The 19924-nt window shown below is 45.6% G+C and carries 20 protein-coding genes; 15 read left to right on the top strand and 5 right to left on the bottom strand.

Going from position 1 to position 19924, the window contains the following annotated elements; all coding sequences use genetic code 11:
• Positions 1-34 precede the first annotated feature (34 nt).
• The 13 genes from XMG59_RS11200 to gspD are packed head-to-tail and all read left to right on the top strand — an operon-like array spanning position 35 to position 11489.
• The gene (locus XMG59_RS11200; protein ID WP_173498734.1) at positions 35-1078 is read left to right on the top strand and encodes a hypothetical protein; all 1044 of its coding nucleotides are present in this window, start codon (positions 35-37) and stop codon (positions 1076-1078) included.
• 36 nt (positions 1079-1114) lie between these two features.
• Positions 1115-2548, top strand: a complete 1434-nt coding sequence (locus XMG59_RS11195; RefSeq protein ID WP_173498733.1) for a GspE/PulE family protein — start codon at positions 1115-1117, stop codon at positions 2546-2548.
• A gap of 2 nt (positions 2549-2550) precedes the next feature.
• On the top strand, positions 2551-3774 hold the full coding sequence (locus XMG59_RS11190; protein WP_173498732.1) for a type II secretion system F family protein: 1224 nt from the start codon (positions 2551-2553) through the stop codon (positions 3772-3774).
• A 6-nt stretch (positions 3775-3780) separates the two neighbouring features.
• A complete protein-coding gene (gene gspG, locus XMG59_RS11185; protein ID WP_173498731.1) occupies positions 3781-4212 on the top strand; it encodes a type II secretion system major pseudopilin GspG in 432 nt (143 codons plus the stop codon).
• Positions 4209-4658 (top strand): Tfp pilus assembly protein FimT/FimU, encoded by a 450-nt coding sequence (locus XMG59_RS11180; RefSeq protein ID WP_173498730.1) that lies wholly within the window; start codon positions 4209-4211, stop codon positions 4656-4658. Before gspG ends, XMG59_RS11180 begins: the two co-directional genes overlap by 4 nt.
• Positions 4651-5013, top strand: coding sequence for a prepilin-type N-terminal cleavage/methylation domain-containing protein (locus XMG59_RS11175; protein WP_173498729.1), 363 nt, complete (start codon positions 4651-4653; stop codon positions 5011-5013). Before XMG59_RS11180 ends, XMG59_RS11175 begins: the two co-directional genes overlap by 8 nt.
• On the top strand, positions 4985-5617 hold the full coding sequence (locus XMG59_RS11170) for a type II secretion system protein J (protein WP_173498728.1): 633 nt from the start codon (positions 4985-4987) through the stop codon (positions 5615-5617). The genes XMG59_RS11175 and XMG59_RS11170 overlap by 29 nt, the downstream gene beginning before the upstream one ends.
• On the top strand, positions 5614-6615 hold the full coding sequence (gspK, locus tag XMG59_RS11165) for a type II secretion system minor pseudopilin GspK (RefSeq protein ID WP_173498727.1): 1002 nt from the start codon (positions 5614-5616) through the stop codon (positions 6613-6615). The genes XMG59_RS11170 and gspK overlap by 4 nt, the downstream gene beginning before the upstream one ends.
• Positions 6616-6633: 18 nt before the next feature.
• Positions 6634-7665 (top strand): type II secretion system protein GspL, encoded by a 1032-nt coding sequence (gspL, locus tag XMG59_RS11160; RefSeq protein WP_173498726.1) that lies wholly within the window; start codon positions 6634-6636, stop codon positions 7663-7665.
• On the top strand, positions 7662-8084 hold the full coding sequence (locus XMG59_RS11155) for a type II secretion system protein M (RefSeq protein ID WP_173498725.1): 423 nt from the start codon (positions 7662-7664) through the stop codon (positions 8082-8084). The genes gspL and XMG59_RS11155 overlap by 4 nt, the downstream gene beginning before the upstream one ends.
• Positions 8081-8806: a hypothetical protein gene (locus XMG59_RS11150; RefSeq protein WP_173498724.1), complete on the top strand. Its 726-nt coding sequence runs from the start codon at positions 8081-8083 to the stop codon at positions 8804-8806. The genes XMG59_RS11155 and XMG59_RS11150 overlap by 4 nt, the downstream gene beginning before the upstream one ends.
• Positions 8803-9585: a type II secretion system protein N gene (locus tag XMG59_RS11145; RefSeq protein ID WP_173498723.1), complete on the top strand. Its 783-nt coding sequence runs from the start codon at positions 8803-8805 to the stop codon at positions 9583-9585. The genes XMG59_RS11150 and XMG59_RS11145 overlap by 4 nt, the downstream gene beginning before the upstream one ends.
• A 17-nt stretch (positions 9586-9602) precedes the next feature.
• Positions 9603-11489: a type II secretion system secretin GspD gene (gene gspD, locus XMG59_RS11140; protein ID WP_173498722.1), complete on the top strand. Its 1887-nt coding sequence runs from the start codon at positions 9603-9605 to the stop codon at positions 11487-11489.
• Between the two features lie 29 nt (positions 11490-11518).
• Here the strand turns inward: gspD and XMG59_RS11135 are convergent, their stop codons facing one another.
• Complete coding sequence (locus tag XMG59_RS11135) at positions 11519-11848, bottom strand: hypothetical protein (protein WP_173498721.1); 330 nt, start codon at positions 11846-11848, stop codon at positions 11519-11521.
• A 96-nt stretch (positions 11849-11944) separates the two neighbouring features.
• On the opposite strand from XMG59_RS11135, the gene XMG59_RS11130 reads away from it, so the two are divergent.
• Positions 11945-12928: a serine/threonine protein kinase gene (locus XMG59_RS11130; protein ID WP_173498720.1), complete on the top strand. Its 984-nt coding sequence runs from the start codon at positions 11945-11947 to the stop codon at positions 12926-12928.
• Here XMG59_RS11130 and dbpA read toward each other — a convergent pair.
• Positions 12925-14310 (bottom strand): ATP-dependent RNA helicase DbpA, encoded by a 1386-nt coding sequence (gene dbpA, locus XMG59_RS11125; protein WP_173498719.1) that lies wholly within the window; start codon positions 14308-14310, stop codon positions 12925-12927. The genes XMG59_RS11130 and dbpA overlap by 4 nt on opposite strands.
• 51 nt (positions 14311-14361) lie before the next feature.
• Positions 14362-15204 carry an NAD-dependent protein deacetylase gene (locus XMG59_RS11120; protein WP_173498718.1) on the bottom strand — a complete coding sequence of 281 codons (843 nt, stop codon included), beginning with the start codon at positions 15202-15204 and terminating at the stop codon, positions 14362-14364.
• 76 nt (positions 15205-15280) lie between these two features.
• Here XMG59_RS11120 and XMG59_RS11115 point away from each other — a divergent pair, with 76 nt between their 5' ends.
• Positions 15281-15952, top strand: coding sequence for a 2OG-Fe(II) oxygenase (locus tag XMG59_RS11115; RefSeq protein WP_173498717.1), 672 nt, complete (start codon positions 15281-15283; stop codon positions 15950-15952).
• A 47-nt stretch (positions 15953-15999) separates the two neighbouring features.
• Here the strand turns inward: XMG59_RS11115 and XMG59_RS11110 are convergent, their stop codons facing one another.
• Entirely contained in the window at positions 16000-18165 is a 2166-nt protein-coding gene (locus XMG59_RS11110) for a malate synthase G (RefSeq protein ID WP_173498716.1), read from the bottom strand.
• A 226-nt stretch (positions 18166-18391) separates the two neighbouring features.
• On the bottom strand, positions 18392-19624 hold the full coding sequence (gene serA, locus XMG59_RS11105) for a phosphoglycerate dehydrogenase (protein WP_173498715.1): 1233 nt from the start codon (positions 19622-19624) through the stop codon (positions 18392-18394).
• Between the last annotated feature and the right edge of the window lie 300 nt (positions 19625-19924).

Here is a 19924-nt window from a genome sequence, read left to right as displayed (position 1 = left end):
TATTGTGAATATGAAAAACAGATTACTTTTCTTAATGGCCTCATTAATTTCCACTGTTACGCATGCAGACGTTAATGCAGATGCTAGTGTGAAATTTGATATGTACAGTCAGGCTGTGCCGCTTTCGCAGTTAATGGACAATTTTCAGGGTGATAGAGTCTCAGAAGGTGAAGCGGCGTTTTCTCGATTCAAGGCAGAAATAGAACTTGAAGAGAAGGGCGTAAGATTTTCTATTTTTGCTCGTGAAGACCATTTGTACGAATTCTCAAACTCGACTGTTGATTTAATCCAAATGATTGAGAACGAGATTGCACCACAAAACAATAGTGAATATAACCTTTACCTTAAAAATAGCACTTTCAAAAGTGATGGTGTTGGTATTGGCTATGACTGGGCTTTATCTGAACATTTTACCCTTAAGGGCATGGCGAACTACTTTTTAGCATCGCAAGGGAGGTTTGGTGATATATCCGGCTATGCAGCTAAATCAACATCTGATTATTCTTTAGAGCTCAATGGGCAGTACTATGATAGTGAAAAGGTTATAGATACTTACCCAGTCAACACTCCTGATGCAGAGGGATATGGTGTCGATCTTGGTTTTAGTTATAACCCGATGGATCAGCTTGCTATTGATTTTAAAGCGAGTGACCTTTTCTCCGAAATAAATTGGTCGGGTATCAATCAAATTGAACTGAATAGGTCTTCAACTAAGCTCTTAAATCCGGACGGAACTATTGTTCGTAACAATGGGGAGACCAACTCAACGAATCAGACATATGTCGACAGAATACAGACACTGCCCATAACCTATGAGTTAGAGGTTAAGTATCACCCGATTGAAGAAGTTTTACTTGCGGTAAATTGGATGCGATATGGTACTGAAGAGTTGTCTGAACTAGCTTACACTCGTTATTTTGGGCCGCTATCAATTGGTTTTTCATATGAAATTGAGAGTGAAGCGGTTGGAATTAAGTACTCAAATGGCTGGTTTGATTTAGAGTTAATGACTGATTCTTTTTCTCTAGAAGATACTAATCGTCTGGGCTTATATAGTAGTCTCTCATATAAGTTTTAATAATTAGAATACGTAATAGGGAAATTTGAAATTTAGATGACTACTTACCAATATTCTAAACGTTTCAGTGCTTGTAGAAGAGGAACGACTCTCCTAGTCACGAGGGATACAGATTATTCAGTTTTACAAGAATTACTGAGAAGTGGCGTTGTAATTGATTCACTCGAGTATTTAAGCACAGCAGATTATCATGCCTATTTAGAAAATGCGTTTTCGAATGAGGCAATTTCAGATCAATCTTTACGTGATTTTAATGAGGCACTTGAGTCTGAATTAGCATTAGTTTCACAACGAATAGACCTATTAGAAAATGACGAAACACCTGTTATTCGTCTGTTCAACTCTCTTTTGTTAGATGCAATAAAGCGCAGCGCATCAGATATTCATATTGAGCCCTTTGAAACAACTGCGTCCATAAGATTTAGAAAGGACGGTGTGCTGGTTGAGGTTGCAGCTCCACCAGTGGCGATTGCAAAAAAATTGACCTCAAGAATTAAAGTGCTGGCAAAGCTAGATATAGCGGAGCAGCGTTTACCGCAGGACGGCCGTATTACTGTGCGACTTGGCAGTCGCGATGTTGATTTACGTGTATCGACACTTCCAGCTATGCATGGCGAGCGCGTTGTAATGCGTGTTCTGCAGAAGCAGAATCAGCATTTGGATATTGATGCGCTTGGCCTGTCTGCAATTCAGGTTAAAGAACTTACCCAGCTTTTAGCTAAACCTAATGGCATTGTCTTGGTCACAGGGCCGACAGGCTCAGGTAAGACAACAACCCTATACTCTGCACTCAGGGCTATAGCTTCGCGTGATCGCAACATCATGACCGTTGAAGATCCTATCGAATATGACTTGCCTGGGATTAGTCAAACTCAGGTTTCGTCAAAAACGGGCTTAACTTTTGCAAAAGGGCTGCGAGCAATTTTGCGACAAGATCCAGATGTTGTGTTGCTAGGAGAGATTCGTGATGCCGAAACCGCCTCTATTGCGGTACAAGCGAGTCTGACAGGTCACCTAGTGCTAAGCACTCTGCACACCAATTCCGCAGTCGGCGCTATTGCGCGTATGCAGGACCTTGAAGTGGAGCCATTCTTGCTTTCATCATCTTTGCGTGGTGTTTTGGCGCAGCGCTTGGTACGTGAGTTGTGCCCTTCATGTAAACTAGCCTACACGCCTGATGTTGAAGAGTTAAAGAGTTTGGCCGACCTTGGTGTGTCTAATGTTAAATCACTTTTCAAACCTATGGGTTGTTCAGAATGTAACAACTCAGGCTATTCCGGTCGCCAAGGAATCTATGAATTTGTAGTGATTGATGCTGAACTGCGCCAAATGATACACGACGATGCCAGTGAGATAGATTTAGAAAAAGTTGTTCGCTCTAAATCACCTTCGTTACTCACTTCAGGCGCCCAGCTTGTTGCTGAAGGCCGCACTACGCTTGGTGAAATCCTGCGGGTCGCAGCTGATTAAACATGGCGAGTTTTAAATATACAGTCCTTGATGAATTAGGCCGCCAGCACAAAGGTGTTATGACGGCAGAGTCACTTGCTGGATGTCGTACTGCCCTCAGGGAGCAGTACTCAGTTATTCTTGATACGGAAGAGCTCTCTCAAAAGCAAAATGTAGAGTCTGCTCAGAGTTTAATTAAACGACTCTCGCAGAAGCAGTTGAAAGGTCTTGAACTGGCAATGATATTACGCCAGTTGGCAACACTGTTAGATGCTGGGATGCCAATAGATCAAGCGCTGAAAACCATGGTGGCGAATGCTGAAACAGCTAAACAGCAAGTGCTTATACAAAGCTGGTTGGATGGCCTCTTAGAGGGCTTGTCGTTAGCTAAAGCAATGAATTTGGGTGCTTCTTTACCGCCACAGGACGTTCTAGCTGCTGTCGAAGTTGCTGAGCAGACGGGACATCTCGCTAAAGTGCTTGAGCGAATGGCGGATGAACAAGAGCTGGCTCTAGATAATCAGCGAACACTCAAAGGTGCTTTAGCCTACCCTATACTTTTGTTAGTTGTAGCTAGTGCGGTTCTTATATTCATAGTGACCAATATAGTGCCTAAAATCACTTCTGTTTTTGCAAAACAGAAGGCGGAACTTCCTTTTGTTACGGAGCTTGTAATTGGCGTTAGTGATTTTTTTGTAAATTATGGGCTCTATTTGGGAGTGTTTTTAGGCCTGGCCTGTTTAGCGTTTATTGTAGCCATGCAAAGAGAGTCTTTTAGTTACTCTTTAGATGCTCTTGTACTCAAGATACCTAAGTTAGGGTATTGGATAGTGTTGGCTAACTTTGCTAACTGGTGTCGCAACTTGGCTCTGTTGTTGGAGAGCGGTGTCCCCGTGACTGATGCTATGCGAATAGCAAACGAGACTCTGGGCAATAAATTTTTGAAGTCTAACTTGGATTTGGTTGCCAGAGACGTTGCTCAAGGTGAAACTTTACGAGATTCGCTCTCTAGGCAGCCGTATACGCCAGGCTTTATGCTCCACCTTATCAGTAGCGGCGAACAGAGTAGCCGTTTGTCCGATATGTTGAGTAAGGTGGCCGCCTATTACTCAAAGCTTTTGGCCTCTAGTACAGACACGCTTCTAAAACTATTAAACCCCCTTCTTTTAATTTTAATTGCAGGGGTCGTTATGGTGATTATCCTTGGTGTAATCACTCCAATAATGCAAATGAATAGCATGGTTTAATTTGAAATGAAAAAGTTACACAAAACTAAAGCAGCTGGTTTTACCCTTATTGAAATCATGGTTGTGATTGTGATTTTGGGCATGCTGGCCACGCTGGTTATCCAGGCAGTGGGCGATCGTCCAGATCAGGCGCGAGGCGTTAAGGTTAAAAATGATATCTTAGCGCTCGAGGGCGCTTTAAAAATGTATCGTTTAGATACATACCGTTTCCCAACAACAGAGCAAGGTCTTGATGCGCTGGTTAAAGAACCAAAATTAGCCAAAAATTGGAGTGGTCCATACATAGAGCGTTTGCCGCAGGATCCTTGGGGTACCGATTATCTTTACAGAACGCCAAGCGAACATGGTATGAAATTTGATATCTATTCACTCGGAGCTGATGGAGCCGTTGGAGGAGAGGGTATGGATGCAGATATCGGTAACTGGAATATCGAGTGATACGTAGCTCTAAAATCCAGCAGGGCTTTACCCTTATTGAGTTGATGATTGGCGTTGTTATTCTGGCGCTTTTGATTAGTCTCGTGTCCTTTGGATTAGGGCGAATTGTTAATCAGGATTTGAAAAACACTCAAGCTGAATTGAAGGTCTGGCTAGCGGAGTTAGGCCAGGCGGCCGTTATTCTTAATCAGTCTTACAAGGTTAATGTGAATCAGGACCTTTTATCTGCATCGCATCTGGCCGAGGGGCTTTGGAAAAATGATGTGTCGCAGCTTCCATTTAAAATTCCCTCTGATGTAACGATTCAGTTGCGATCTGATGCCTTAAACGGTAATTCAAACAGCTACTTTATTATCGATAATACTGGAGTGATGCCTAACCAGATGAGCCTCATAATTGCTAGAGATGACGAACGGCTTGTAATTGAGGGTGGTCTTCTTGACTAGAGATAAGGGCTTTACGTTGATCGAAGTGCTGGTGGCGTTAGTTATTGTCGCTTTAGTTGGCTTGAGTACTCAGACTTTACTTTCGCAGCTAGCTGAGCAGCGATTTAATATTCAACAGCGCACCATAGGTGATGCGCTCGTTTGGAATTCTGCAGTCCAAGCGTTTGTGATGAGTGCACAAGAAAATCCACCTCAGGATTTGTATCAGCGTAAGAGGTTAAACAGCCAAGATCAGTCGTGGGATCTCTCATATAAAATTGAGGCAACACTGCTGGGTGATCTTGAACGTGTCGAGGTGATGGTGAAAGATAAATCTGGAGAGCAAATTGCCCGTCAATTGGTTTTCTTCAAGTAATCCTAATAGTAGGTATAAATCCCAGGGCTTTACGTTGATTGAGCTTATGGTGGCTTTGCTGTTGTTCGGAATTTTATTTAGCGCAACCTTTCAGATTTTTAATCAGGTGGCAGATGCCGAATCTCGGAGCCGAGAATCTTATGCCCAGAGACTTGATCTTGAGAAAGCCATCAATCTACTCAAACAAGATCTTTTGGCTATGGTGCGAAGGCCTTTTAAAGATCAATATGGCGATTCTGTTCCAGCTTTTTCATTAAATAATGGGCAGCGATTTGAATTTGTTCGAAACCATGTGCCTGCGCTGGGTAGTGAAAACGTAAGTGACCTTGGGCATATAGAATACCTGTTTAATAAAGGTCGTTTGATTCGTAAGCATTGGATGCATCTCGATTTAGACTCTGCATCCCCTTTTGATGAACAGATACTGTTAGAGGGTTTGGTAACCTTTGAGATACAAGTTGTTGATGAGCAGAAGCGAGAACATATTGAGTGGCCTTCTGGTAAAGGCGTGAACTTAAAAAGCATGCCAGAGATGTTTTTAGTGAAGTTTCAAACCAGTGATGGGCGAGAATTTAACCTAGCGATTCCAGGGTTGGGCGAGTGATTAAGCAACAGAGGGGCGCTGCACTAATTGCCGTGTTATTGGTGATGGCGCTTATTGCATCGCTATTAGCTGGTTATGCCTACAGAGAGAGCCAGGTTTTAGACAGATTTCAGATGCAAAAGGGCACCGATCGTTTAGTCCTTTTAGGTATGAGTGCAGAGCGATGGGTGCTATCTCAGCTTCGTAAGGATGCGTCTCAGAATCGGTATGACAGCTTTTTAGACGATTGGGCTAGAGATGTACCGGAGTTGCCGGTTGAGGGCGGTCTTCTTAGTGGTAGTTTGGTCGACCTGGAACGGTATATTAATATTAATAGATTTACCCATCTATCTGCGGATGAATTTGAAGCTGAAATAAAAAAAGAGGTTTCTGATATAACGCTATTGCACCGTATTGCATCAATTGCCGGTCAAGAGTTATCTGACGACCAAATGTATTCGCTAATTGATTGGCAAGATGCCGATGACCAGTCAACACGGGGTGGTTTTGAGTCCCCAGAATATCAGCTGCTTGAGGTACCCTATCGTGCAGCTAATAGTAGTTTGGTTGACATATCAGAGTTGCGTCTGATTAACGGTTTTTCAGCAGCGCAAGTAGCTGCGTTAAGCACATATTTAGCGGCATTCCCTGATGATCATACACAGATTAATGTGAATACAACTTCTAAAGAGGTGCTGATGTCCCTTTGGGATGCGATTGATATAGATGTTGCTGAGCAATTGCTTGCAATGCGAGAACAATCGCCTTGGCAAACGGTTGATGCATTCGTCATCGATTTGGCATCTGTTTTGGAGGTTGATCCTAGTGATGTGTCTGCTGTGTTAGAGAGAAAAGCCTATTCTCCACTTGCAGTTGAAAGCCATTACTTTAGACTTTCAATCAAATTCGATCTTGATGGCTTGAGGATGTTTTATCGGGCTATCTTGAAAAGAAGTAGAGTTGATAATGAAGTTCGTGTGGGTGTTGAGTCACGCAGTATCCAATTTGAGAAAATATAAGATTAGTAATAAGCACAAATGCAGTATGTTCATTTAAATCAACTCGCTCCCCTCTCTGACACTGGTATTCGCAGAGAGCTAACCTCAGCCGTATTATTTGTTCCTAGTCGATGTGTTAGTTCTTTTGAGATTGATTGTTCAAAGATCCCTTCAAGGCACTTGGCAAAAGCGATACCAAACCTTGTTGAAGAGTTTCTCGCTGAACCGCTTAGCAATGTTGAAATCGTTTATAAACTGGATGCTGATAAAAGCGCACATATCTTCGTGTGTTCAAAAGCTAGAATTGCAGATTGGCTAGAATTAGCGGCATCTAATGGCTTTGCAATTCAAGCTATATATCCAGACTTCTATTTACTGCCTTGCAGCACCTCAACTGCCAATATGCACTGTGAAGGCGACTACTGCATTGCCCGAATAAATTTTTATTCTGGTTTCAGTGGGCCTAAGTCGCTGACAGAGCAGGTTCTGTCGCATAGTGGTTTTGAAGTTGAGATTCTTCAAACAGAGCTATTCGATAATGGCATGTTGCTAAAGACACAAGACTGGCAAGATCTGTTGAGCGGTGCTATCTCCCTGGTGCAAACGGTCAAAAGTTCATCCGTTATGTTGGCTAGAGTATTTAAGCCTCTTTCTTGGGGATTGGTAGCTTACCTTGTTTTACTTTTTGTGTTGTTGGGGTGGGGTAACTACTACTCAAAACTTGGTGATTCAATTAAACCTAGGGTAGTTAATGCATACGTAAAACTTACTGGCATGAGAGTGCAAACACCAGAGAAGCTTGAGCAGCTTAAACAGCGGTTGGCGTCAAAAATAGATTCTGAAGAAGAATTTGATGTCATCGCACTGCTACGTTTCATTGAAGAGTTCGATAAAACTCAAGCAGTGGAGCTAACAGAGTTGAATTTGAGCGGGAATAAGCTGTCGCTTAGTTATGATAAAGAACCTTCAATTGACGTGCTGAAGTCACCCCCAATGGTTGAAAAAATTGACTCCAGTAAAGTTGTGGATAAATACATTTTAACCATGACTCTTTCAGAGGAGGTGCGATGAAACTCTCAACAAGAGACATTCGAGCCCTTCTGTTAGGCCTTACTATCATCATATTCATTTTTGCTGGCTGGAGTCTATGGGCAGTCACAGATTATCTCTTCACTCAGAAACGTAACTACCATCAGCTAAATGAACACTACGCTTGGTTGAATGAAAATCGCAGTGAATTGTCGCATTTGGCCACCGTCTCAATAAGTAGAGATGAACCAAAGAAAATCGTGTCTCGTTTAGCTCGCGTATTGAAACTAAAAGGTAGTTTTGAAGGCGATACTTACGTTATTAGAAGTAGTGATCCATCTAAGTTGTTTCTCTGGTTAGAAAAAGCTGTTGCAGCCGGTATTGAGTTAGATGAATTAGATTTAGTGAGATCTGAAGCTAAAGATGTAGTCACCATGCGCGTAAGGTTTTATTTGAAATGAGAACTTTTATCCAAGGCTGTAGGATTTTTGCTGTATTGCTCATAGCCTGCTTTTTTTATTTGGGAGTTGCGGGCTCGAACTTGCTCTCCTCTAAGCATCCGTCTGCAGTTATCGTGCATAAAGCAGGCGGCATTTTCTCTGGTGATTTAATCATTGAGTCAAACTATGCCAGACAGAAACTCTTAACACACGTTGATTGGAGCTGGTGCCCAAGCAATGGTCTAAATGTATGGTGTGTCACTCTGTCTAATGATTGGCTTCAGGGCCAGTTTAGAGCTGGTTTATCACCGTTTGCGATCTCAGCAAGTGATATGTTTGTAGATTTGGAGATAGAGCGCCCATCGCCACTGGGCGTTGAGATATTCGGTGCAGTGTCGATCAAAGAGATGCATTACTCTTTTGAGCAGAGCTTACCAGAGACTCTTCAGTTAAATGGTGAGATAGATTCTCTTCAAATCATGGGCAGCTCTCTAGGCTCTTTTAATGTTTCAGCTTCTGCAGAAAAATCTGGGCTAAAGGGGAAATTATCTAGTCAAAACCTACTGGCTGAAGTCGCTTTGAACAAATCCGCTCAGGTCTCTGGTAAAGTCGAATATTTTAAGACTATTCCAGAGGCAAAAAACATTCTTGGATTGATTGGGCTATACCAGCCAGGCGATGTTTTGAAATTTAGTGAAAACCTTAATGCACTGATTGCCAACTCAACAGGATCAAGCTTATGAGTTTAAAGTCACTTTTTGTATTACCTATAGTCCTAGTAAGATTTGTTGCCCTAAGTCTAGTGATACTTGCTGCTGTGAGCGTTGCTGTATTTTTATATGGCACTGGATCATCTAAGCTGCCAGCGATTGAATTTAATTCAAAAACTGAAACAGTTGCAGAAAAAACCTGGTCGTTATTTAAGTTACAAGATGCCAAGGTGGTTCAGGAAAAAACGGTAGTTCGGAAGCTGCCCCCCAGTCGTTTAAACGTCGATCTTATTGGCGTAGTGGGTGGCCCGTTAAAACGAATTGCCGTGATCAATAAGGGGCGATCTGTTGTTTCATTGAAGGTTGGCCAGGTACTGATTGATAACTGGGAAGCAGAAGAGATTAACGTCGATTCAGTAGTATTGAAAAAGGGTGTTGAGCGTCAACTACTCTCTCTCAAGCGGTTTGATCCCAAGAACGCAAAAATTGAAGTGAGTAGTCGAAATAAACAGTCTAAAGGGATTACTCCTGCATCAATAGGTATGAGTATTGTCAGGTCCGAGAGTGGTGAGCCCGCAATAGCCGTTTCAGGTGTTGAACCGGATTTGATTGCGAGTTTAGGATTGAAGTCTGATGATTTGATCATGAGCGTAGCGACAGTAAAAGCAGTTGATTTATATGAGGATCCGGATGCATATCGCTCATTGCTTGCGCAAACAGAGTGGAGTGTTGTCATCGAACGAGATGGCAAACAAGAGAATATCGTAATTCAGCTATCGTCACTATTGGCGATAGTAGGAAAACTTAAATAGGTTTTAGTAGGTCCTTAATGTTTAAGAAATTTGGCAGATTAGTACTGGCGGCTGCACTAGCTTCATTGATGGGAGTGAATGTAAGTTTCGCAGAAGAGGCGACTATCAATTTTAGAGATGTTGAGATCAACTCTGCTATTGAGAGCATGTCAGCTTTAACCGGAAAGACTTTCATTGTAGACCCTCGTGTTCGCGGAAAAATATCAATTCTCTCTACTGAAGCTATTAACAGTGATGCTGTATACGATATTTTTCTTTCCGCCTTAATGGTGCAGGGATACCAAGCAATTAACGATGGTAATGCAGTAAGAATCATACCTGCTGCAAAAGCTGCAAACGTATCGAATACTCCAGGCAGCGGAGAGTTTATTACCGAAGTCATTGTTGTTGATAGCGCTAAAGGTGATGAGTATCTTGCTGTTCTTAAACCACTAGTTGGTCCTGGCGCTATGATTAGTTATCACAAAGCGAGTAATGCGCTGATTGTATCTGATACTGAAGCTCAAATCGCTCGATTTAAATCATTACTAGCAAATTTAGAAAAAAGTTCGCGTAAGGACTTTGAGGTAATCGATCTAGAAGTGGGGAGTGCATCAGACCTTGTGGCTATTGCTAGTCAGACAGGTTTATTGGATGAGCGCACCACTATTCTTGGCGATAAATCTACTAATCGAATCATTGTTAGTGGCCCTTATGAAACGCGATTCAAAATAAAACAGCTAATTAAAAAGCTAGATGTGCCTAAACAAGAATCCAAGAATCAGTCCGGTGTGGATGTCATATTTTTAGAGCATGCAGATGCAATTGAGGTGCAGCCAGTTCTTGAGTCCCTTTTGCAATCAATGGCCTTTAAAGAGGTGGTAAGTGACACAGGCGAAGATTCGAAACGCCAGAACTATACGGTACAAGCTGATAAGGCGAATAATGCTCTTATCGTTGCCGCATCTTCACAAGTCACTTCAGTGATTCGTGGGATTGTAGAGAAATTAGATAAACCTCGTTCACAAGTACTGATTGAAGCTGTTATTGCCGAAGTATCAGAAGACTTCTTTAAAGATTTGAGTGTCAACTTGGCTTCAGTTGGAACGAGTGGGGTTTTCCTAACAGATTTTGGTGGGACCCTAAGTTCTATTGCTGGTGCGATGGTATCAGGCAGCGCGACAGATCAAGCTTCGGCGGTTACTAATTTGCAAGGTACTGCGGTGCTTGGTGCAACCAATATGAATGCCAGTGGGAGAGGTTTAACGGGTTTGGTTCAAGCTATCAGAACAGATACCAAAAATACCCTTCTATCAACGCCATCTATTCTGACGTTAGATAATGAAGAGGCGACTATCTCGATTGGTCAGGAAGTCCCATTTGTTACAGGCAGTTATACAACAGGCACAAATGGTGCCACCAATCCATTCCAAACTGTAGAGCGAAAAGAGGTCGGTACTATCCTTAAAGTACGCCCACAAATTAGTGCGGGTGGTGTTGTGCGTTTGGCAATTGAGCAGGAAGTCAGCAACATCAATTTGGATTTAGGTAACAGCACGACGGATAAAAAGGTAATCCAAACCAATGTCGCTGTTGGGCAAAATCAAACCTTGGTGCTTGGTGGCCTAATTGACCGAAAATTCTCAACTAAAGAGACCAAAGTTCCTTTGCTTGGTGACGTTCCACTGTTTGGAGCCCTATTCAGAGGAAAGCAGAAAATTCAAAGCTCTACCGTTTTAATGGTGTTTATTCGTCCTTCCATTCTGCTTGATGATTCGAAAATAGGCACTCTAACAGATAGTAAGTATCAAGTACTTTACGGGAAATATAAGGATTTTGTACTTCGAAACGATTTGGGAAATGATCTAAAACCATTGCCAAGTACCCTTAATAATGAGGAATCGTTTAAAGCGCTGTTAAAATAGCAATTTTGCTTCATTTTTCATGTGCGGTTTTAATGTACAAATTCTGTATGCAACTTGCTCCAGGGCTCGGTGATGTCATACCAGATGACGGCACTGAAATACTCCATCTGTCCCGCTTCTAGCTGCTCATAGTTCACTTCAAAACTGTGAAGCGTCTGTAGGCCCTGTTGGTGGGTATGATGATCGACGATCTGAAGGGATTGCCACTCTCGCTGCAGTCCCATTCTGCGAAGATGCTCACCCAGTAACTCCAGCAGATCAGAGTTGCCATTAATCGTTGAAGAGTGGACAACAAAAGGGGTCTCTGGCCAGCCTGTCCCTTCGGTTATGTTGAGCTGATAATCGGTTGTTCTGCGCATGATCTGATCCTTAATTGAATATAGTTACGTTTCATCACACTGAATCGATTGGCGAAATGTTAGAATACCGTCATAAACGAGCGATGGAGCCATACAATGGACAGCAAAACCCCTTTCTACTCAATGACGCCTGATCGTGTCATCGATGCGGTTGAGTCTCAGGGGTGGCTGAGTGATTTCCGTATCCTTGAGTTAAACAGTTACGAAAACCGCGTCTATCAAGTGGGTATCGATCAAGCTGAACCCTTGATTACAAAGTTCTACCGCCCGAACCGATGGAGTGATGCGCAGATCCAAGAGGAGCATGATTTCTGTTTTGAGTTGGCTGATGCCGATATCTCTGTCGTTGCACCCCTTAAAAACAGCGAAGGGGAGAGTCTGCTCAACTTTGATCAGTTTCGTTTCACCCTCTTTCCTCGACGAGGAGGAAGGGCACCTGAACTGGATGATCCTGAACATCTTTATCAGCTGGGTGTTGCCCTCGGTCAAATACACGCTGTTGGCGCAGCTAAGCCGTTTGTAGAGAGACCCTCTTTAGAGGTCGATAGCTACGGTTGGCAGAGTCGGGAGTTGCTGCTGTTGGAACACATACCAGAGACTCTCCGTGCAGCTTATGAGTCGATCTCACAAGAGGTACTCGATAGGGTAGAGCAGCGTTTTTCAGACTACTCAGACCTTCAATCCATTCGCGTGCACGGGGATTGTCACAGTGGCAATGTGCTTTGGCGTGATGATCGACCGCACTTCGTAGACTTTGATGACGCGCGTATGGCTCCTGCGATTCAAGATATCTGGATGCTTTTGACAGGCGAGCGCCATCAGATGGAGATACAGCTGAGTGAGGTGATTGCCGGCTATGAAGAGTTCTTTGAGTTCAATCCTCGCGAGCTAAACCTTGTTGAGCCACTAAGAACACTCAGAATGATGAACCATGCCGCTTGGATCGCAAAACGTTGGGACGACCCCGCCTTCCCCAAAGCCTTCCCATGGTTTAACACAGAGCGCTACTGGGGAGAGCATTTGCTCGATCTTAAAGTGCAGCTCTCTGCACTCGATGAACCGGTGCTGAAACTGCTTTAGATCTTACGAGCTCTTGCTGGCTTCCCTTTAAGAGGGCGCTGGCGCAGGATCTCAACAGCACGATCAGCCAGTGTTCTTGGCACGGCTACGTAGCTATTAAAGTCTTGTACGCTAATGTTGCCGATCTGATCGCCTTTGATCTCTTTTGTCGCAGTGAGCGCACCGACAATGTCTCCCGGGCGAATCTTATTCTTGCGGCCCATTGAGATCGCAATGGTGCGCAGGTTCGATTGCAGTTTAATCACATTGTTAATCTGCGGGCGAGGCATCGGCTTCGCTTCCAGTGACAAGCCAGCCGCTGCATTGATCTTCTCTAAACGGAATCCATCTTTCGCACCAACCAGAGAGATGGCTTGGCCCTTACGACCGGCACGGCCCGTTCGGCCACAGCGGTGAGTGTAGACAGCCGAATCGCCGGGCAGGCTAGCGTTTAGCACTAGATCAACCGAGTCGATATCCAAACCACGTGCGGCAACATCCGTGGCGATCAAGAATCTTAACGTGCCGTTACTAAAACGAATCAGTACCTGATCACGATCACGTTGTTCCATGTCGCCATGCAACACGCCCGCTTTTAGACCGTAAGAGCGTAGCTCTTGCCCTAACTGGTTACAGCTCTCTTTGGTGTTACAAAAGATGATGGCGGATTCCGGCATTACGGACGTCAGTACGGCCAATGTGCCCTGTCCCATTTGAGTCCGATCACACTGGTAGGCACGATGTTTAATCGTGCTGATATCGGGATCTTTGGCTGCAATGCGCACCTCTTTAGGGTTGCGCTGATACTCTTTACTCAGTGCTTGGATGTTTTCAGGGTAGGTAGCCGAAAACAGAAGTGTCTGGCGATCTTTAGGCATTTGGCCAAGGATACGATCTAGATCATCTTGGAAGCCCATATCGAGCATACGATCCGCTTCATCAAACACCAGTGTCGAGACTCGCGATAGATCGAGAGTGCGTTTGCGCAGGTGATCAACGATGCGCCCTGGTGTACCGACGATAATGTGTGCACCGTGCTCAAGTGAACCAATCTGCGGGCCGATAGGTTGGCCACCGCAGAGCGATAAGATCTTGATATTACCAGGGTGGCGCGCAAGTTTACGAAGCTCATCGGCGACCTGGCCGGCCAATTCGCGTGTTGGGCACAGCACTAACGCCTGAATGCAGAAACGTTTGGGCTCTAGGCGCTCCACCAATGGCAGACCAAACGCTAACGTCTTACCGCTGCCGGTAGCCGCTTGTGCAAGCAGATCAGTACCCTCAAGGCTGTAAGGAAGGCTTTCAGCTTGGATCTCGGTCATCGACTCGTAGCCGATCGAAGCCAAATTGTTTAACTGGCCTTCAGAAAGAGGGAGGGATTTGAACGATTTAGATTTGCTCACGGGTATGCCTTCAACTTGATAGTGCGCGAAGTATACCAGAGCTGATATCAACTAGCGCCAATCTATTCCAAGCAGGTTAGCAACCTCTTCAAGGGTGTGATTAATCTCAGCATCGATCTTGAGGTCTAGCATCTCATCGGCACGAGTCACCCCTTGCGTCAGTGCCGCTTGTGGAATCTGTTGTTGCTGTGCATGACGGTTAAAGCGAAATCCGGAGAACACCTGAAGCGAAGTGCCGATACAGAGCAGTGCATCTGAATCCTCCAAAGCATCAATCGCACTGAAGACAGTCTCCTTGGGAACGTTGTCGCCAAAATAGACCACACGCGCCTTCATAACACCACCACAGTCAGGGCAGTCCGGCACATTGAAGTGACTAAAATCGGCTTCAAAGTCCGCATCCCCATCGGGTCTTGGCGATGAGAGTGGCGCGTTAAACTCTGGGTTTTCACGTCGACACCACTGGTGCATCTCATCTCGGGTAATTTCATAATCACACTCAATGCAGGCCACGATGTCAGCACGGCCATGCAGATCGACCACCTTTTGGCTGCCTGCCTTTTGATGCAGACGATCAACGTTCTGGGTCACCAGCAGTGCAACGCGGTTCTGTTTCTCAAGGGCGGCCAATATTTTATGTGCGTTACTCGGTTGAGCATCACGCATGGTATGCCAACCGGCTAAGCTTCTTCCCCAGTAGCGTTGACGTACCGCTAATTGACTGATGAATTGACCATGCTGCACCGGTGGAGGCGATTTCCAGTTACCCTCTGCATCGCGATAAGCCGGAATGCCTGAGCCAGTACTGATTCCCGCTCCCGTCAAAATAAACAGTTTTGGGTGTCGCTCAATAAAGTCGGCCAGCTGTTGGCTCTGAGTGTTTAATTCAGTCATCAATTGCACTCTTAATGCTTGCTTATTCCCTGATTTAGGCATGAAATGCAGATCTTATCCTTTTGAGTTCATCCCTATGTCTCCTGCTCAACCCCTTACCGAACTGCAAGTCTATACAGATGAAGAGGTTCTATTTGAACAGATCGCAAATAACCTGCAAAGCCAAGGCTATGCGATCTGCCCAGCGTCACTGCCGATTGAGCTTGGGCAGGAGATCTGTGAACAGTTATACGGGCTAGATGAAACTGAGTTCACTGCCGCGGGTATCGGTCGTCAAGATCAGCGCATGCACAATGAATTTGTGCGAACGGATCGTATCTGTTGGTTTACTGGCGAGACTCCGACGGGCGCTCGCTGGTTAGCTTGGGCAAATCGATTGCAAGGCTATTTGAACCGTCGTCTATTCCTGGGTTTGTTCTCATTTGAAAGCCATTTGGCTCACTACAGCGCCGGTGACTTCTACAAGCGCCACTATGATGCGTTCCGAGATCAGCGTAACCGAGTGCTGTCGATGGTGGTCTACCTCAACCCAAATTGGGGAGCGGATGATGGTGGGGAACTGGTGCTTTACCAAAATGATGCAGATACCGAAGGACTTAAAGTCACTCCATTAATGGGTACGGTGGTTCTGTTTTTGAGTGAGGAGTTTCCTCACGAAGTGTTACCCGCACAACGAGATCGCTACTCCATTGCGGGCTGGTACCGGGTCAATGGTTCAACACCAGATCGTGTCGATCCACCTAGATAATAAAACGGGCCTTAGAGGCCCGTTTTTTGATCGTGCGTTGTTATCTATTAACGAGCTGCTTTTAGCTCTAGACGACGCGCGTGCAGTGCTGGTTCTGTGTAGCCGTTTGGCTGTTTGCAGCCATCGATGACTAAGTCGCACGCTGCTTTGAACGCGATATTGTTATCGATGTCGTCACACAGTGGCGTGTAGGTTGGGTCGTTCGCATTCTGGCGATCAACAACAGCTGCCATGCGTTTTAGAGTCTCCATTGCCTGCTCTTCTGAACAGATGCCGTGGCGAATCCAGTTCGCAATGTGCTGGCTAGAGATACGCAGTGTTGCGCGGTCTTCCATTAGGCCGACATCATTGATGTCTGGCACCTTAGAACAACCGATACCTGAATCAACCCAACGAACAACATAGCCAAGGATACCCTGTGCGTTGTTATCCAGCTCCGCTTGGATCTCTTCTGCACTCCACTGTGGGTTGCGCTCTACAGGGATGGTTAGGATATCGTCTAGTGAAGCGCGCTCACGCTTAGCCAACTCTTCCTGACGGCCAAACACATCCACCTTATGGTAGTGAAGCGCGTGCAGTGTTGCACCGGTTGGTGATGGAACCCATGCAGTGTTTGCACCAGACATTGGGTGGCCAATCTTCTGATCCAGCATGTTCGCCATCTGATCCGGCATCGCCCACATACCCTTACCGATCTGCGCTTTGCCGCTTAGGCCACAGGCGAGACCGATATCCACGTTCCAGTTTTCGTAAGCAGCAATCCAAGAGGCTGCTTTCATATCACCTTTGCGAATCATTGGACCTGCTTCCATCGAGGTGTGGATCTCGTCGCCGGTGCGATCTAGGAAGCCAGTGTTGATGAAGACAACGCGCGAGCTTGCGGCACGGATACACTCTTTCAAGTTGATCGTCGTACGACGCTCTTCGTCCATGATGCCCACTTTAATGGTGTTCTCGGCTAGGCCTAGTGCCTGTTCAACGCGACCCATAAGCTCGTTGGTGAAGGCCACCTCTTCAGGGCCGTGCATCTTCGGCTTAACGATGTAGATAGAGCCTGTGACGGTGTTGTTGAATTTGCCATTGTGCTTCACGTCGTGGATAGAGATCGTTGACGTGATCATGCCATCCATGATGCCTTCTGGAACTTCGTTACCCTCTTTGTCGATGATCGCGTTGTTGGTCATTAGGTGGCCAACGTTACGAACGAACATCAAAGAGCGGCCCTTCAGTGCCATAGGCTGACCATCTTTACCGGTGTATTCACGATCACCGTTGATGGTACGAGTGAATGATTTACCCCCTTTTTCGATGGTCTCGCTGAGGGTGCCTTTGATCAGACCCAACCAGTTACGGTACACCAGCGTCTTATCTTCAGCATCAACCGCAGCAACAGAGTCTTCACAGTCCATGATGGTTGTTAACGCCGATTCCATCACAATGTCTTTAACGCCGGCTTTGTCTTCTGAACCGATCTGGCTTGATGCGTCGATCTGAATTTCAAAGTGCAGACCGTTGTTGATCAGAAGAATCGATTCTGGTGCTGATGCATCGCCTTTGTAGCCAACGCACTGATCAGGGTTAGCCAGAGCAACGGCTTGACCATCAATGGTTGCAACCAGTGAACTATCTGCAACGGTGTAGGCGGTTACATCAGCGTGTGAACCTGAGGCAAGTGGTGCGGATTCGTTTAGGAAGTCGCGACCGAATGCGATCACTTTCGCACCACGTGCTGGGTTGTACTCTTTAGTGATCTCGGCACCGCCATCGGTAGAGATCGCATCAGTACCGTAGAGTGCGTCGTATAGGCTGCCCCAACGAGCGTTAGCCGCGTTCAACGCAAAACGTGCATTCATGACTGGCACCACCAGCTGTGGACCGGCCATGGTCGCCATCTCAGGATCGACATTAGAGGTGGTGATCTTAAAGTCAGGACCCTCCTCAACCAGGTAGCCAATCTCTTTTAGGAAGGCTTTGTACTCAGCAAAGTCGTAACCATCTTGATGCGCGCGGTACCACTCATCCATCTGCTCTTGGATCTGATCACGTTTAGCCAGCAGTTCGCGGTTGCGAGGTGCTAGATCGTGAATAATCGATGCGAATGAGCTCCAAAATGCATCGGTGCTGACGCCTGTGCCTGGAAGTACTTCGTCGTTAACGAAGGTGTAGAGTTCAGTAGCGACCTGTAGGCCATTAACTTCGGTACGTTGAATCATAATTACTCCTGAGTTTCGCGTAGGCCGGCATCATTTCGCCGATGGGGTCGCGGTTTCAAATTGTGCCATGCAACATTAAACGACTGTTGACTATATGTAACCCACCTTTAGTCTCAAGTGTGAAATGTTCTATTTCATACTGTGGAAAATGGGTCTTTATTTCGTAGTATGGAATTAGAAATGAAAAAGCCCAGCATCGCTGGGCTTTGATCTCTCTAAAATCGACTTAAAAGAGTCGGCGACAACGAATCGTGCCATCAATTTCAGACAGTTTTTCAATAGCGATTTTTGAGCTGTCAGCGTCGACATCGATCACAACATAGCCCACCTTTTCATTGGTCTGAAGGTACTGTCCGACGATGTTGATGTCATTTTCCGAGAAGATGTTATTGATTTTCGAAAGGACACCCGGCACGTTTTTGTGTACGTGCAGAAGACGGTGTGCATTATTGTGGCCAGGAAGAGCCACCTCTGGGAAGTTAACCGAGGTGATTGACGAACCGTTGTCAGAGTATTTAACCAGCTTCTCTGCAACTTCATAGCCGATGTTCATCTGCGCCTCCATTGTAGAGCCGCCTACGTGTGGAGTCAGGATGACGTTGTCGAACTTGCGTAGTGGGCTAATGAACTCGTCGTCGTTTGAGCGTGGCTCAACGGGGAATACGTCGATTGCTGCGCCCAGTAGTTTGCCGCTCTCTAGCGTTTCACAGAGTGCGTCGATATCAACCACGGTTCCGCGAGCCGCGTTGATAAGGATCGAGCCCTGCTTCATCGCTTCAAACTGGATAGGCCCCATCATGTTCTGTGTTGCAGCAGTCTCTGGAACGTGAAGTGAGACAACATCACACATGCCCAGTAGCTCGTGTAGAGTGCCGACCTGTTTAGCATTGCCCAGTGGCAGTTTAGTAATGACGTCGTAGAAGTAGACCTCCATACCCAGGCCTTCAGCCATTACACTTAGCTGAGAACCGATGCTGCCGTATCCGATAATACCCAGCTTTTTACCGCGCACTTCGTAGCTATTCTTAGCCGTTTTTTGCCAGCCACCTCGGTGTGCAACCGCGTTTTTCTCAGGTACACCGCGCATCAGCATGATGGTCTCAGCAAGAACCAGTTCAGCCACAGAGCGAGTGTTTGAATAAGGTGCGTTGAAGACCGCTACACCACGCTCAGTCGCTGCTTGCAGATCAACCTGGTTGGTGCCGATACAGAAACAGCCAACTGCGACCAGTTTTTCGGCCGCATCAAATACTTTTTCAGTCAGCTGAGTGCGCGAGCGAATGCCAACGAAATGAGCATCAGCGATGCGCTCTAGTAGCTCCTCTTCTGGAAGCGAGCCGGTGTGGAACTCAATGTTGGTGTAGCCTTGCGCGTTCAATGTATCAACGGCTGACTGGTGCACACCTTCCAATAGAAGAATTTTAATTTTGCCTTTTTCTAGAGACGTCTCTTTGCTCATTTTTGCCACTCGATTCTGAGGTTTAACCACTAGGGCTTAAAAATTTAGGGGCGCGATTATAGCACAAACGGGCGATTGGTCGGCTTTTATACAATCGTAGTGGGCGAAATATTCTCAGGTTAAGCTGAAGAATTTTGATTTAACAGGCGCCATTTTGTTCTGAACGAATCTTTTGTCCCGTCCTAAAATACGTTGACGGTTTTTGATTGAAGCGACGACCTTAGGTCGTCGCTTTTTTATGCACCTCTTCTGGCGTTTTCATGCCAAGGCTAAGATGCGGCCTCATTTGATTATATATTT

The organism is Marinobacterium sp. xm-g-59 (genome assembly GCF_013283315.1).
Lineage (GTDB): Bacteria > Pseudomonadota > Gammaproteobacteria > Pseudomonadales > Balneatricaceae > Marinobacterium_E.
Note: the sequence above shows the minus strand (reverse complement) of the source record. Positions and strands in the feature narration are given on the sequence as shown.

Coding starts and splice junctions, on each gene's coding strand:
- XMG59_RS11200 (WP_173498734.1), top strand. CDS start 35: ATGGCCTCATTAATTTCCACTGTTACGCATGCAGACGTTAATGCAGAT.
- XMG59_RS11155 (WP_173498725.1), top strand. CDS start 7,662: ATGAAACTCTCAACAAGAGACATTCGAGCCCTTCTGTTAGGCCTTACT.
- XMG59_RS11115 (WP_173498717.1), top strand. CDS start 15,281: ATGTCTCCTGCTCAACCCCTTACCGAACTGCAAGTCTATACAGATGAA.
- gspD (WP_173498722.1), top strand. CDS start 9,603: ATGTTTAAGAAATTTGGCAGATTAGTACTGGCGGCTGCACTAGCTTCA.
- XMG59_RS11150 (WP_173498724.1), top strand. CDS start 8,081: ATGAGAACTTTTATCCAAGGCTGTAGGATTTTTGCTGTATTGCTCATA.
- XMG59_RS11130 (WP_173498720.1), top strand. CDS start 11,945: ATGGACAGCAAAACCCCTTTCTACTCAATGACGCCTGATCGTGTCATC.
- gspG (WP_173498731.1), top strand. CDS start 3,781: ATGAAAAAGTTACACAAAACTAAAGCAGCTGGTTTTACCCTTATTGAA.
- XMG59_RS11195 (WP_173498733.1), top strand. CDS start 1,115: ATGACTACTTACCAATATTCTAAACGTTTCAGTGCTTGTAGAAGAGGA.
- XMG59_RS11110 (WP_173498716.1), bottom strand. CDS start 18,165: ATGATTCAACGTACCGAAGTTAATGGCCTACAGGTCGCTACTGAACTC.
- serA (WP_173498715.1), bottom strand. CDS start 19,624: ATGAGCAAAGAGACGTCTCTAGAAAAAGGCAAAATTAAAATTCTTCTA.
- XMG59_RS11135 (WP_173498721.1), bottom strand. CDS start 11,848: ATGCGCAGAACAACCGATTATCAGCTCAACATAACCGAAGGGACAGGC.
- XMG59_RS11190 (WP_173498732.1), top strand. CDS start 2,551: ATGGCGAGTTTTAAATATACAGTCCTTGATGAATTAGGCCGCCAGCAC.
- XMG59_RS11120 (WP_173498718.1), bottom strand. CDS start 15,204: ATGACTGAATTAAACACTCAGAGCCAACAGCTGGCCGACTTTATTGAG.
- XMG59_RS11145 (WP_173498723.1), top strand. CDS start 8,803: ATGAGTTTAAAGTCACTTTTTGTATTACCTATAGTCCTAGTAAGATTT.
- gspL (WP_173498726.1), top strand. CDS start 6,634: ATGCAGTATGTTCATTTAAATCAACTCGCTCCCCTCTCTGACACTGGT.